The sequence below is a fragment of the Pseudomonas baetica genome, assembly GCF_019733355.1.
In the GTDB taxonomy this organism is placed as follows: domain Bacteria; phylum Pseudomonadota; class Gammaproteobacteria; order Pseudomonadales; family Pseudomonadaceae; genus Aquipseudomonas; species Aquipseudomonas baetica_A.
On sequence record NZ_JAIHLQ010000014.1, the window covers coordinates 59113 to 73330 of the forward strand.

At 60.6% G+C, this 14218-nt stretch carries 14 protein-coding genes; 7 read left to right on the forward strand and 7 right to left on the reverse strand.

Features of this window, described 5'->3' with window-relative positions:
• Window positions 1-26: 26 nt before the first annotated feature.
• Complete coding sequence (gene bglX, locus K5E40_RS14550) at window positions 27-2318, forward strand: beta-glucosidase BglX (RefSeq protein WP_221731388.1); 2292 nt, start codon at window positions 27-29, stop codon at window positions 2316-2318.
• A gap of 154 nt (window positions 2319-2472) precedes the next feature.
• On the opposite strand, the gene K5E40_RS14555 is transcribed toward bglX, so the two are convergent.
• From K5E40_RS14555 to K5E40_RS14575, 5 genes are all read right to left on the reverse strand, one after another.
• On the reverse strand, window positions 2473-3630 hold the full coding sequence (locus tag K5E40_RS14555; RefSeq protein ID WP_221731389.1) for a phosphatidylserine/phosphatidylglycerophosphate/cardiolipin synthase family protein: 1158 nt from the start codon (window positions 3628-3630) through the stop codon (window positions 2473-2475).
• Between the two features lies 1 nt (window position 3631).
• Entirely contained in the window at window positions 3632-4222 is a 591-nt protein-coding gene (locus K5E40_RS14560) for a YceI family protein (RefSeq protein ID WP_221731390.1), read from the reverse strand.
• Window positions 4223-4424: 202 nt separating this feature from the next.
• Entirely contained in the window at window positions 4425-4721 is a 297-nt protein-coding gene (locus K5E40_RS14565; protein WP_221731391.1) for an amidase, read from the reverse strand.
• Window positions 4718-5791, reverse strand: a complete 1074-nt coding sequence (locus tag K5E40_RS14570) for a serine hydrolase (RefSeq protein WP_221731392.1) — start codon at window positions 5789-5791, stop codon at window positions 4718-4720. Before K5E40_RS14570 ends, K5E40_RS14565 begins: the two co-directional genes overlap by 4 nt.
• A gap of 152 nt (window positions 5792-5943) precedes the next feature.
• Window positions 5944-6822 carry an acyl-CoA dehydrogenase family protein gene (locus K5E40_RS14575; RefSeq protein WP_221731393.1) on the reverse strand — a complete coding sequence of 293 codons (879 nt, stop codon included), beginning with the start codon at window positions 6820-6822 and terminating at the stop codon, window positions 5944-5946.
• 153 nt (window positions 6823-6975) lie between these two features.
• On the opposite strand from K5E40_RS14575, the gene olsB reads away from it, so the two are divergent.
• Together olsB and K5E40_RS14585 are read left to right on the forward strand one after the other, a co-directional pair.
• Window positions 6976-7731, forward strand: coding sequence for an L-ornithine N(alpha)-acyltransferase (olsB, locus tag K5E40_RS14580; protein ID WP_221731394.1), 756 nt, complete (start codon window positions 6976-6978; stop codon window positions 7729-7731).
• Entirely contained in the window at window positions 7731-8522 is a 792-nt protein-coding gene (locus tag K5E40_RS14585; protein WP_221731395.1) for a 1-acyl-sn-glycerol-3-phosphate acyltransferase, read from the forward strand. The genes olsB and K5E40_RS14585 overlap by 1 nt, the downstream gene beginning before the upstream one ends.
• Window positions 8523-8633: 111 nt before the next feature.
• On the opposite strand, the gene K5E40_RS14590 is transcribed toward K5E40_RS14585, so the two are convergent.
• Window positions 8634-9218 carry an ACP phosphodiesterase gene (locus K5E40_RS14590; RefSeq protein ID WP_221731396.1) on the reverse strand — a complete coding sequence of 195 codons (585 nt, stop codon included), beginning with the start codon at window positions 9216-9218 and terminating at the stop codon, window positions 8634-8636.
• A gap of 168 nt (window positions 9219-9386) precedes the next feature.
• On the opposite strand from K5E40_RS14590, the gene K5E40_RS14595 reads away from it, so the two are divergent.
• From K5E40_RS14595 to K5E40_RS14605, 3 genes are read left to right on the forward strand one after another with little or no spacing between them, the layout of a single operon-like run.
• Window positions 9387-9707, forward strand: coding sequence for a helix-turn-helix transcriptional regulator (locus K5E40_RS14595; protein ID WP_221731397.1), 321 nt, complete (start codon window positions 9387-9389; stop codon window positions 9705-9707).
• 5 nt (window positions 9708-9712) lie between these two features.
• Complete coding sequence (locus K5E40_RS14600; protein WP_221731398.1) at window positions 9713-10879, forward strand: MFS transporter; 1167 nt, start codon at window positions 9713-9715, stop codon at window positions 10877-10879.
• Between the two features lie 30 nt (window positions 10880-10909).
• Window positions 10910-11959, forward strand: a complete 1050-nt coding sequence (locus K5E40_RS14605) for an alkene reductase (RefSeq protein WP_221731399.1) — start codon at window positions 10910-10912, stop codon at window positions 11957-11959.
• 205 nt (window positions 11960-12164) lie between these two features.
• Here the strand turns inward: K5E40_RS14605 and emhR are convergent, their stop codons facing one another.
• Window positions 12165-12797 (reverse strand): efflux system transcriptional repressor EmhR, encoded by a 633-nt coding sequence (gene emhR / locus K5E40_RS14610; protein WP_221731400.1) that lies wholly within the window; start codon window positions 12795-12797, stop codon window positions 12165-12167.
• A 263-nt stretch (window positions 12798-13060) separates the two neighbouring features.
• On the opposite strand from emhR, the gene emhA reads away from it, so the two are divergent.
• A complete protein-coding gene (gene emhA / locus K5E40_RS14615) occupies window positions 13061-14218 on the forward strand; it encodes an efflux RND transporter periplasmic adaptor subunit EmhA (protein ID WP_221731401.1) in 1158 nt (385 codons plus the stop codon).

Here is a 14218-nt window from a genome sequence, read left to right on the forward strand (position 1 = left end):
CGCTTGGGCCCTTGAGAAAAACATTCATGAAGAAGCTGTGTTTGCTGGGTCTGCTCGTCAGCCTGGCCAGTCATCACGTATTGGCCGCCACGACCCCGGTGCCCCTGGAAAACAAGGACGCGTTCATCAGCCACCTGATGAGCCAAATGACCCTCGAAGAGAAGATCGGCCAGTTGCGCCTGATCAGCATCGGCCCGGAAATGCCCCGCGAACTGATCCGCAAGGAAATCGCCGCGGGCAACATCGGCGGCACGTTCAACTCGATCACTCGCCCGGAAAACCGTCCGATGCAGGACGCGGCCATGCGCAGCCGTCTGAAGATTCCGATGTTTTTTGCGTACGACGTGATCCACGGTCACCGTACGATTTTCCCGATTCCGCTGGCGCTGGCGTCGAGCTGGGACATGGACGCCATCGGCCTGTCCGGACGCGTGGCGGCCAAAGAAGCGGCGGCCGACAGCCTCGACATCACCTTCGCCCCGATGGTCGACATCTCCCGCGATCCGCGTTGGGGCCGTAGCTCCGAGGGTTTCGGTGAAGACACCTACCTGACCTCGCGCATCGCCAAAGTCATGGTCAAGGCTTATCAGGGCCAGACCCCGAGCGCCGCCGACAGCATCATGGCCAGCGTCAAGCACTTCGCCCTGTACGGCGCGGTCGAGGGCGGTCGTGACTACAACGTCGTCGACATGAGCCCGGTAAAGATGTACCAGGATTACCTGCCACCGTACCGCGCCGCGATTGATGCCGGTGCCGGCGGTGTGATGGTCGCGTTGAACTCGATCAACGGCATTCCGGCCACCGCCAACACTTGGCTGATGAACGATTTGCTGCGCAAGGATTGGGGCTTCAAAGGCCTGGCAGTCAGCGACCACGGTGCGATCTTCGAACTGATCAAGCACGGCGTGGCCCGCGACGGTCGTGAAGCGGCGAAGCTGGCGATCAAGGCCGGCATCGACATGAGCATGAACGACACCCTGTACGGCAAAGAGCTGCCGGGCCTGCTCAAGTCCGGCGAGATCGAACAGAAAGACATCGACAACGCCGTGCGCGAAGTGCTCGCCGCCAAGTACGACATGGGCCTGTTCAAGGACCCGTACTTGCGCATCGGCAAGGCTGAAGACGATCCGGCCGATACCTACGCCGAAAGCCGCCTGCACCGTACCGAGGCTCGTGAAGTGGCGCGGCGCAGCCTGGTGCTGCTGAAAAACCAGAACGAAACCCTGCCGCTGAAGAAAACCGCGAAAATCGCGCTGGTCGGTCCATTGGCCAAGGCGCCGATCGACATGATGGGCAGTTGGGCGGCGGCCGGTAAGCCGGCGCAATCAGTCACGCTGTTCGATGGCATGAGCGCGGTCATCGGCGACAAGTCGAACCTGATCTACGCCCGTGGCGCCAACATCACCAGCAACAAGAAGGTCCTCGACTACCTGAACTTCCTCAACTTCGATGCACCGGAAGTGGTGGATGATCCGCGCCCGGCCAACGTGTTGATCGACGAAGCGGTGAAAGCCGCCAAAGACGCTGACGTGGTCGTTGCGGCAGTGGGCGAATCCCGCGGCATGTCACACGAATCCTCCAGCCGCACCGACCTGAACATCCCGGAAACTCAGCGCGAGTTGATCCGAGCTCTGAAAGCGACCGGCAAACCGCTGGTGCTGGTGCTGATGAACGGCCGTCCACTGACCATCCTTGAGGAAAAGGAATCGGCCGACGCCATTCTGGAAACCTGGTTCAGCGGCACCGAGGGCGGCAACGCCATCGCCGATGTGCTGTTCGGTGACTACAACCCGTCGGGCAAACTGCCGGTGACCTTCCCGCGATCCGTGGGGCAGATTCCCACCTACTACAACCACCTGAGCATTGGCCGGCCGTTCACGCCAGGCAAACCGGGCAACTACACCTCGCAGTATTTCGACGACACGACCGGCCCGCTGTTCCCGTTCGGCTATGGCTTGAGCTACACCGATTTCAGCCTGAACGACATGGCACTGTCGTCGACCACCCTGAACGCCACCGGCAAGCTCGACGCCAGTGTCACGGTGAGAAACACCGGCAAGCGCGACGGCGAAACCGTGGTGCAGTTGTACATTCAGGACGTTACCGGTTCGATGATCCGCCCGGTGAAGGAACTGAAGAACTTCCAGAAAATCATGCTCAAGGCCGGCGAACAAAAAGTCGTGCACTTCACCATCACCGAGGATGACCTGAAGTTCTACAACGCCCAGCTCAAGTACGCCGCCGAACCTGGCAAGTTCAACGTGCAGATCGGCCTGGATTCGCAAGACGTGACGCAGCAGAGCTTCGAACTGCTGTAACTATTCAGGCCACACATGCCCGTGTGAGAGGGGCCATTGTGGGAGGGGGATTGCTCCCGAATGCGGTGTATCAGCTAAATACATGCTCAATGACATGCCGCCTTCGGGAGCAAGCCCCCTCCCACATTGGAATCCACTGGTTTCGGAATTGGCGTTAACCGCGTCTGTCGAGAATGTTGACCACCAACCGATCCACCCACCCCCACACCCGCTGCTTGACCCTCCGCCACAACGGCCGACGCTGCCACTCCTCCAGGCTCACCCGCTGACTCAAGCCGAAGTCCTTCTCGAAACTCGCCCGCACCGCCGCCGTCAACGACGGATCGAGTGCCTCCAGGTTCGCCTCCAGATTGAAACGCAGGTTCCAGTGATCGAAGTTGCACGAGCCGATGCTGACCCATTCATCCACCAGCACCATTTTCAGATGCAGGAAACACGGCTGGTATTCGAAGATCTGCACCCCTGCCTTGAGCAAGCGCGGGTAGTAGCGATGCCCGGCGTAGCGCACGGAGGGGTGATCGGTGCGTGGGCCAGTCAGCAGCAAACGCACATCGACGCCACGAGCGGCGGCCTTGCGCAGGGAGCGGCGGATTTTCCAGGTCGGCAGAAAATACGGCGTGGCCATCCAGATGCGTTTCTGCCCACTGTTCAGGGCACGGAACAGCGACTGCAGAATGTCGCGATGCTGGCGGGCGTCGGCGTAAGCCACGCGGCCCATGCCGTCGCCTTTATCCGGCACACGGGGTAAACGCGGCAGGCCAAAATGCGCGGCCGGGCGCCAGGCGCGGCGATAGCGGTTGGCGATCCATTGCCGGTCGAACAGCAATTGCCAGTCGATGACCAATGGACCGCTGATCTGCACCATCACTTCATGCCATTCGCTGGTGTTGTGGCCTGGCGTCCAGAACTCGTCGGTGACGCCCGTACCACCGACCACTGCAGAACATCGATCAACCAGCAACAGCTTGCGATGATCACGATAGAAATTGCCAACCCAGCGTCGCCAGCTCAGACGATTGTAAAACCGCAGTTCGACCCCGGCCTGGATCAGGCGCTGGCGCAGATTGAGGGTAAACGCGAGGCTGCCGTAATCATCGAACAGACACCGCACACGCACACCGCGCTCGGCTGCCAGCACCAGCGCTTGAACGATGGTTTCGGCGCAGGCGCCCGCCTCGACCAGATACAGCTCAAGTTCGACCTGTTCTTTGGCCTGGGCAATGTTCTGGAGCATGCGCGCAAAGAATTGCGGGCCGTCGATCAACAACTCGAAGTGGTTGCCGTCACGCCACGCAAACACCGCGCCGCGCATGTCAGCGCGCCGTGAAGATCAGCACCGCACCCACCGGCACCGACAGACTGATGGCCGACAGACCGGCCAGTTTGCGCAAGCTTTCAAGCCCCGGAGCCAGGTCGAAATCCTCGGCATTGATCACCAGCGGCTCCAGCGTCACCACTTGAAAGCGCCGGTCATCGAGACGTGTTGCGAGCAACTCGGCGGGGTATTCATGTTGCTTGCCGTGCAGGTTGACGGTCAGCGGCAAACGTAATTCAAGTTGTGCGCCGGGGGCCAGATCGTTGATCGGGCGCAGGTCGATCCGGGTGGTGATGGTCGCAGCGGGGAACTGCTCAATCTGGAACAGCTCCTTGCGCATACGCTCGTCACGCAGAGGGATGCCGCTGTTGATCGAGTCCATCTCGATTTCGACTTCGGCGCGACCATTGGGGTCGACTTTGCCGTGCAACACCAGAAAGCGCTGCACTTCGGCAAGGCTGGCGTTTTTTGTGCTGACGAACGACAGCCGCGACGACTCGCCATCCAGATACCAGTTGGCCTGCGCGGGCAGCGCAGCGGCGGCCAATAACAGGCTGGACAGGGTTGCAAACAGGGAACGGTTGAACATTGAAGACTCGTGGGGCCGATAAACCTGAGCCGAACATTAACCGCCCGTGGCGTTATTGCAAACTTTCAATCCTCGCCAGTCCATTGGCTGGAAAAGTTCCCGTGGGCGGGCTTGCTCGCGAAAGCGCCGGCACAGGCAACATTTGTGGTGACTGACACACAGCCTTCGCGAGCAAGCCCGCTCCCACAGGGGGACGAGCACATCAAGGATTGAGGCGGCAGCCTTGGCGTTCGCCCGACCACTGGGCGCTGTTGCTGCGCCCCATGCCGCTGACGGTGATGGTCTTGCTGGCGGGCTCTTCGTTGAAACGGCTGGTCGGCAGCCACTGTTTCACATAGCCCCGGCAGTATTCGGCCTCGTTGTTCATCACGTAACGGCACGAACAATATTCCTTGGCGGTGTAGGCGCTGATGATGTCGGGGAAGGCCCACAGGTTTTCGCGTTCGTATCCAATCCAGCCCAGCAGCACGACCAACAGCACCAGCAAGAAGCGCTTCATGGCTGCACCGCCTTCAGCACACGTTTGAGCAGTTCGTTGTGGCGATAGCGGCCGTCGCGATCATCGGCGTAGCGCACGATCACCAGTTTCTCGCTAGGGATCACGTAAAGGGCCTGGCCCCAATGGCCGAGCGCGGCGAAGGTGTCGGGTGGTGCGTCGGGCCAGGGCGATGCGCCACCGTCCACCGGGCGATTAAGCCACCACTGGCCGCCGGGGACGGCTTCGTCCTGATGGGCCTTGTAGCCGGCGAAGGGTTTGAGGTTGAAGGCGAGCCAATCCTTGGGCAGCAATTGCCGATCAGCCCAGCGCCCGTCGCGGGCCATCAACAGGCCGACCCGCGCCAGATCCCGTGCGGTGAGGTAGGCATAAGACGAGGCGACAAACGTGCCGTTGGCATCGGTTTCCCACACGGCATGGCGTATGCCCAACGGGTCAAACAGGGCCGTCCACGGATAGTGCGGATAACGCTGCGGGCCGACGATGGTTTTCAGCGCGGCCGACAACAGATTGCTGTCGCCGCTGGAGTATCTGAACGACCGCCCCGGTGCCGCATAGCTGTCGTGATTGGCCGTGAACGCCGCCATGTCGCGATGACCACGGGTATAAAGCATCGCCACCACCGAGGATTTGAGCGGCGCGTATTCGTAGTCTTCCTGCCAGTCGAGGCCAGAGGCCCAGTGCAGCAGATCGGCCATTGTGATGGCGGGGTGTTTTTCCAGGGCCGGGTAAAACTTCACGGCGGGATCATCAAGCCTGAACAGGCCTTCGCCGTACGCCACACCCAGGACTGTGGCCATCAGACTTTTACTGATCGACCAAGTCAGGTGCGGGGTGTCGGCAGTGGTCGGGCCGGCGTAGCGTTCGTAGACGATCTGGCCGTCGCGGATGACCAGCAACGCGTCGGTGCGCATGCCTTGGCGGGTGGTGTCGTCGCGGGGCGGGAAGGCGTAGGTCTCCAGTTCCTCAACCGCTGGGCCAGTGAGCTGCGGGCCCGTCGACCATTGCTCGCCGGGCCATTGCCCGGCCTGAACGGTGAAACTGATCAGCAGCAGGAGCAGGCCTTTGAACATGGTGAGGGCTCTTGAAAATAACCTGCTGAGGGTAGTCGGGGTTTATGACAAATGTGTGGTGTTTTCAGGGCCCCTTCGCGAGCAAGTATTCGAGTTCCTTCAGTTGGAATGCAATCAAACTGTGGGAACGGGCTTGCTCGCGAAAAGGCCGGTCAGGCCTGCGCCAAAGCCTTGGCCAGCCGCTTGGCCCTGGCCCCCGAAGCCAATTGCATCACGCCTTGATCACGCTGCCACATCGCCGCCCACTCGGGATTCCCATCGGCCAATGCCTGATCGACTTCAGGCTTGAGCGCCTCAAACTGGGCAAACAACCCACCCAGCAACACATGCCCGGCCGGGGTATTGGGTGGCTGCCGACTCATTTCGGCACACCCGGCCAACAACGCCAGCAAGCGTAATTGCAGCGCTTGTGGCCAATCGCTGTCCTGCCCGACGCCATACAACCACGCGGTCATCGCACTCAACACATAGACATCTTCCAGGGTGCGGAACGGTTTGACGTAAGCATCCCAGCCATCCCCGGCGAGCAATTCGCACAGGGCGCCATCGAGGTGCAGCCGACCATGGCTGATGTCTGGCATCAACGGCAGCGCCGGCAGTTTTTCCACGCGCACACCGGGTTCGCCGGGATACACCACCGCCAGGCTCAGGCGCGGCGTCTGGCCGGGGTCTTCACTGCGCGCGGCGATCAGCAGCCAGTCCGCCGCATCGCCAGCGGTGACGAAATCCTTGCGCCCGCTCAGATGCAAATCGGTCAGCCGCGTTTGCATATCCGCCGGGCGCAAACTGCGCTGTTCAGTCGCACACAACGCCCCAAGGCTCAGCGGTGCGCTGGGCCAAAGCATGCGCAACGCCGCTTGATAACCGACCAGAAACGCCAGCCCCGGCGTTGCCATCAACCGCCCTCCCGTCACCGCCAATTCGAACGGCGTGACGTTGCCCAGCGTGTGCAACAACGCCGCAAAACCTTCTGCCAGGTCAGCAACGACGGGCATTCGTTCACGGCTTTCAAGCAGATCGGGCCAAGGCATAAGAGGCTCCTCGTGGGCTGTCATATAAGCATCACCAAACGTTCATGGCGATGACACCGGGGCTACATAGCCTGACTTTGCACAACACGGCTGCATAAAGAAAGTCGATCGGCTGCAACCCACGACGGGTTAAAGGCCCGTACGGAGATTCACATGACTCAGATCGCCCGCATCAGCGACACCGGCAATGAACGCCGCCTGCAAGCCGAACGCCTGATCGGCGCCGAGGCCTTGCAGCAAGCCCAGGCCTTGCGTTTCAACGTGTTCAGCGGCGAGTTCAACGCCAAACTGAAAGGCGCTGAACTGGGTTTGGACATGGATGATTATGATGTTCACTGCAGCCACATCGGTGTGCGTGACCTGAACACCGGCCGCCTGGTGGCGACCACTCGCTTGCTCGACCACACCGCCGCCAGCAGCTTGGGCAAGTTCTACAGCGAAGAAGAATTCAGCCTGCATGGCCTGGCGCATTTGAAAGGCCCGATCCTGGAAATCGGCCGCACCTGCGTCGACCCGGCCTACCGCAACGGCGGCACCATCGCCGTGCTGTGGGGCGAACTGGCCGAAGTGCTCAATCAGGGCGGATACAGCTATTTGATGGGCTGCGCGAGCATCCCGATGCAGGACGGCGGCGTGCAGGCTCACGCGATCATGCAGCGTCTGCGTGAACGTTATCTGTGCACTGAACATTTGCGTGCCGAGCCGAAAAATCCGCTGCCGACCCTGGATATTCCGTCCAACGTGATTGCTGAAATGCCGCCGCTGCTCAAAGCCTACATGCGCTTGGGGGCGAAAATCTGCGGCGAGCCGTGCTGGGACGAAGACTTTCAGGTCGCCGACGTGTTCATCCTGCTCAAGCGCGACGAACTCTGCCCACGCTACGCCAAGCACTTCAAGGCGGCGGTGTAATGAGCCGATTGCGGGTGTACGCGCGAATCGCGCGAGTGCTGCTGGTGGTGACGCTGGGGTTGACCATGGCCAGTGTCTTCGGGGTTTTTGAGCGTATTGGCCTGGCCCATTCGATGGAGCGCCGACAGCGCTGGTCGCGCTTTTTCATGGCACGCCTGAGCAACGCCCTGCCCTTTCGCGTGACCGTTCACGGCGAGCTGCCAACACACTCGATGCTGTGGGTCAGCAATCATGTGTCATGGACTGACATTCCCCTGCTCGGCATGCTCACGCCACTGTCGTTTCTGTCCAAGGCCGAAGTACGCACCTGGCCGGTCGCCGGTTGGCTCGCGGCGAAGGCCGGCAGCCTGTTCATCCGCCGGGGTTCGGGCGATAGCCAGTTGATCCGCAAGCAGATGACCCGTCACCTGCAAACCGACCATCCGCTGCTGATGTTCCCGGAAGGCACCACCACCGACGGCCGTTCGTTGCGCACCTTTCATGGTCGTCTGTTGTCGGCGGCGATTGATTCGCAGGTGATGCTGCAACCGGTGGCGATCCGTTATCTGCGTGACGGCGATATCGACCCGCTGGCACCGTTCATTGGTGACGATGACTTGCTGTCGCACTTGATGCGTTTGTTCAGCAATGATTGCGCCGATGTCGAAGTGCATCTGCTCAAGCCGATTGCCTGCCAGGGCCGGGAACGCGCGGCGCTGGCGTTCGAGGCACAACAGGCGGTGCAGAAGGCGTTGTTTGGGGCAATCCCGGACACACAACAGACACCGATGCGCCCGGCAATCGCGGCCTGATACACAGGCTCTGACAGCGGCCGAGTCCCCCTGTGGGAGAGGGCTTGCTCGCGAAAGCGGTGTGCCATTGAGCATGTATGCTGGCTGATACACCGCTTTCGCGAGCCCGCATTAGGTTTTCAATGGCTCGGCGTGTTGGGCGAAATCCTGAAGTTGTGGGTAGAACAACGCAAAATCTTCACTCAACGGCTCATACAAACGCCGCAATTCCTGCATCGCACCCGCCAACTCTTCCGGCCGGGTCAAGCGTCGGGAGATCCCGCGCAACACCTGCTCCAGCACTTCAAACTCCTGATACGACCCCAGCCAGTCATTGGCAACCATGTGCGGCGCGATCTTCGCCAGACGCTCGGGCAGTTGTCGCTCAAGCGATAGCACTCGATAGACGTCCGTCGTGAACTGCTCCAGCGGCTGGTCGGCGTACAAACGCCAGTCTCGCGCCAGGCAATGGTCGAAAAACACGTCGAGGACGATCCCGGCATAACGTCTTCGAGTAGCGGAAAACCGCCGCAACGCGATGTCCACCCGCGGATGGCGATCGGTGAAGACGTCAATCCGCCGGTGCAACTGGATGGCCGCCTCGACCTCGGGCGCAAACTGCCCCTGCAGCCGGCCTTTGACGAAGTCGCCATACAAACTGCCGAGTAATTGGCCCGGGCGCTGGCCACCGAGGTGCAAATGTGCGAGATAGTTCATGGGCGCAGCTTAGCACTGCGCCTTCATCGTTACACTCAACATATCGTTATAACCCGATATACCGATTTACATGATCTTCAGATCAAAATCATATTGGTATATCGCGAAATACCGATTTAAAGTTCGCCTCATCGCGATATAGCGCTACAGACATCACGAGCCCAAGCCATGAACCTCGACCTCGACGAAATAATAAAAGCCCTGGCACACCCAGTACGGCGAGACATCCTCATCTGGCTGAAAGACCCCAAAGTCCAGTTTCCGGAACAGATTCACAACCACGAGTACGGCATCTGTGCCGGGCAGATCGACCAGCGTTGCGGCTTATCGCAATCGACGGTGTCCGCCCACCTCGCCACGCTGCAACGCGCCGGGCTGATCAGCAGCCAGAAGGCCGGTCAGTGGAACTTCTTCAAGCGCAACGAGGACGTGATTCAGGCGTTCCTCGACGCCATCGTCAAAGAGCTCAGCGCTCCTCCAAGGAATTGATGCACATGCCCCTCTCGCTACTCATTTTGGCCTTGAGCGCCTTCGCCATCGGCACCACCGAGTTCGTCATCATGGGCCTGCTGCCCGATGTGGCGGCCGACCTCGGTGTGTCGATCCCGGGCGCCGGCTGGCTGGTGACCGGTTACGCCCTGGGCGTGGCCATCGGTGCGCCGTTCATGGCACTGGCCACCGCCAAACTGCCGCGCAAGGCTGCATTGGTTGCGTTGATGGGCATCTTCATTGTCGGCAACCTGCTCTGCGCCATGGCCAGTGATTACAACGTGCTGATGTTTGCCCGTGTCGTCACCGCGCTGTGCCACGGTGCATTCTTCGGTATCGGTTCGGTGGTGGCGGCCGGCCTGGTGGCACCGAACAAACGCGCTTCGGCAGTCGCGTTGATGTTCACCGGTCTGACCCTGGCCAACGTGCTGGGTGTGCCGTTGGGTACTGCGCTGGGTCAGGAAGCCGGCTGGCGTTCGACCTTCTGGGCAGTGACCGTGATCGGTGTGATTGCGCTGATCGGCCTGATCCGCTTCCTGCCGGCCAAGCGTGACGAAGAAAAACTCGACATGCGCGCCGAACTCGCCGCCCTCAAAGGCGCCGGCATCTGGCTGTCGCTGAGCATGACCGCGCTGTTCGCCGCCTCGATGTTCACCCTCTTCACCTACGTCGCCCCGTTGCTGGGCGATGTCACTGGTGTTTCGCCAAAAGGCGTGACCTGGACCCTGCTGTTGATCGGCCTCGGTTTGACGGTCGGCAACATCATCGGCGGCAAACTGGCAGACAAACGCCTCGGCGCCACCCTGATCGGCGTGTTCGTGGCGATGGCGGTGGTTTCCACCGTGCTGAGCTGGAGCAGCGTCGCGTTGATCCCGACTGAAATCACCCTGTTCCTTTGGGCCACCGCCTCGTTCGCTGCCGTGCCGGCCCTGCAAATCAACGTGGTGACCTTCGGCAAGGCTGCACCGAACCTGGTGTCGACCCTGAACATCGGCGCGTTCAACGTCGGTAACGCCCTTGGCGCCTGGGTCGGCGGCAGCGTTATCGCTCACGGTTTCGGGCTGACCAGCGTGCCTCTGGCCGCAGCCGCTCTGGCAGTGCTCGCCCTGATGGTGACCCTGATTACTTTCCGTCAGAACGGCAATGCCGATCTGGCCCCTGCTACCCACTGATTAACCACTTCACTGACGAGGGTTGTACACATGGCAACTATTTTCGATCCGATCAAACTGGGCGACGTCGAGCTGTCCAATCGCATCATCATGGCCCCACTGACTCGCTGCCGCGCCGACGAAGGCCGCGTGCCGAACGCGCTGATGGCCGAGTACTATGTGCAGCGCGCCTCTGCCGGCCTAATCCTCAGCGAAGCGACTTCGGTAACGCCGATGGGCGTTGGTTACCCGGACACCCCAGGCATCTGGTCGAACGATCAAGTGCGCGGCTGGGCTAACGTGACCAAAGCCATTCACGGCGCTGGCGGCAAGATTTTCCTGCAACTGTGGCACGTCGGCCGGATTTCTCACCCGTCGTACCTCAATGGTGAAGCGCCGGTCGCACCGAGCGCCATCCACCCCAAAGGTCACGTCAGCCTGGTGCGCCCATTGGCCGACTACCCAACCCCACGCGCACTGGAAACCGCTGAGATCGCCGACATCGTCGACGCCTACCGCACCGGTGCCGAGAACGCCAAAGCCGCCGGTTTCGACGGTGTGGAAATCCACGGTGCCAACGGTTATCTGCTCGACCAGTTCCTGCAAAGCAGCACCAACCAGCGCACCGACAACTACGGTGGTTCCCTGGAAAACCGTGCCCGCCTGTTGCTGGAAGTGACTGACGCCGCCATCGAAGTCTGGGGCGCAGGGCGTGTTGGTGTTCACCTGGCACCGCGCGCGGACTCCCACGACATGGGCGACGACAATCTGGCTGAAACCTTCACTTACGTGGCTCGCGAGCTGGGCAAACGTGGCATCGCGTTTATCTGCTCCCGCGAGAAAGAAGGCGCCGACAGCCTCGGCCCGCAACTCAAAGCAGCTTTCGGTGGCCCGTACATCGCCAACGAACGCTTCACCAAGGACAGCGCCAATGCCTGGCTGGCGGCCGGCAAGGCTGACGCCGTGGCGTTCGGCGTGCCATTCATTGCCAACCCGGATTTGCCGGCACGCCTTAAGGCCGATGCACCGCTGAACGAGCCGCGTCCTGAGCTGTTTTACGGCAAAGGCCCGGTTGGCTACATCGACTATCCGACGCTGTAAGTCTTAATGCAGAAACGCAAAAGCCCCGACTCGCAAGAGCCGGGGCTTTTTCTTGGGTGCCCGGTATTGGGGCCGCTAACATTCCTTCACACAGGCGACACAAAATCACTACAAAATGCGTGGCTCGCTACCTATAAACTGCGAACCGCAAACGTATATAAAAGCGGGCCAATTGACATAAGCTGTGCCCATTACGCGCTTGTTTTCATCGGCGCAGACTGGGGCTTAAGCGCAGCATGTCCAACCCTGTATCGACCCAGCGCTCGGCTTCGGCATGCAACTCAAAGCTGTCCGGAGCTAACAGCCAGCCATACAGGAGGCCATCTATATAGGCATGAATGCTGATGGCTGCACGGGCAGTGTCGAGATCTTCAGGCAACTGGCCGCGATTCACCGCATTACGCAGGGTCAGCCCGATACGCACATTGCAATCGAGACTGGCCGTCCGGCGCTGCTGGCGCAGATCGCACATTTCATCGGTGAATTCGCACTTATGAAACAGAATTTCGTTGATACGCCGAGTCTTCGGGTCCAGTGCAACTTGATGAAACAAATGAATCAGCAGCTTGCGCATGCAGCCCAGCGGGTCAAGTTCATCCTCGCTCTCACTGGCCTTGGCCAGTTCATCCAGCGGCTCGTGCAAGCTATCGAGCATGGCTTGGACCAGGTCGGCCTTGTTGCTGAAATGCCAGTAGATGGCGCCGCGCGTGACGCCGGCCATGCTCGCGATATCCGCCAGCGTCGTGCGAGCGACGCCCCTTTCATAGAAGGCTTTCTCTGCCGCTTCCAGAATCTGGCTGCGGGTTTCTTGAGCTTCCTCTTTGGTACGACGGACCATGACAGTAAAACCTCAAACAGGATGTTTCAGGGATGGCTGAATATCCGCTGAATAAAGAGGGGGCGATCTCTCGCGGATCGACTCCCCGGCCTACAATTTCGAACCTTGCGACGTTTTTTGTAACAGGGTGGGTACAGCGCCAAGGTGTTTACAAACAACCATGAACGTAAGTATATTCCTTAGCAAGCTACTTATCCACCCGGCAGATTTTTTTACTTCCACACTTCTTGTGCGTTTTTCGCGCGCCTGACCCGAGGATTTTCATGCAATTCAAGCCAGCTGTTACCGCTCTGGTCACTGCCGTCGCCCTGGCATCGCTGCTCAGCGGATGTAAAAAGGAAGAAGCGGCCCCAGCCGCTCCGCCTCCTCAGGTCGGCGTTGTCACCCTGCAACCACAAGCGTTTACCCTCACGTCCGAACTGCCGGGCCGCACCAGTGCGTTCCGCATTGCTGAAGTTCGCCCACAGGTCAACGGCATCATTCTCAAGCGACTGTTCAAGGAAGGCAGCGACGTTAAAGCCGGCCAGCAGTTGTATCAGATCGATCCATCGGTCTATGAAGCGACCCTGAAAAGCGCCGAAGCGAACCTGCGTTCGACCAAGTCGATCTCCGACCGCTACAAACAACTGGTCGATGAGCAGGCCGTCAGCCGCCAGGAATACGACACCGCCGTGGCCAACCGCATGCAATCGGAAGCGTCCCTGCAGAGCGCGCAGATCAACGTGCGCTACACCAAGGTCTATGCGCCGATTTCCGGCCGCATCGGTCGCTCTTCGGTCACGCAGGGCGCGCTGGTCAGCAACGGCCAGACCGACGCGATGGCGACGATCCAGCAGCTCGACCCGATCTACGTCGACGTGACCCAGTCTTCAGTTGAACTTCTTGAACTGCGCCGTGAGCTGGAAAGCGGTCGCCTGCAAAAAGCCGGCGACAACGCCGCTGCGGTCAAACTGACCCTGGAAGACGGCAGCCAGTACAAGCTCGACGGTAAGCTGGAATTCTCTGAAGTGTCGGTCGATCAGACCACCGGTTCCGTGACCCTGCGCGCCGTGTTCCCGAACCCGGATCACACCTTGTTGCCTGGCATGTTCGTCCACGCCCAGTTGCAGGCGGGTGTGAACAGCGCCGCGATCCTCGCCCCGCAGCAAGGCGTGACCCGTGACCTCAAAGGCACACCGACCGCACTGGTCGTTGGTCCGGACAACAAGGTCGAGTTGCGTCAGCTCAAGGCCAGCCGCACCGTCGGCAGCCAGTGGCTGATCGAAGACGGCTTGAAGGCCGGCGATCGTCTGATCACCGAAGGCCTGCAATTCGTCAAACCGGGCGCCGAGGTCAAACCGACCGAAGCGACCAATATCGGCGCAAAGAACCCGGCCCCCGCACAGGCAGCTGATAAAGCCGCTGGCGGCAAAGGGGAGTAA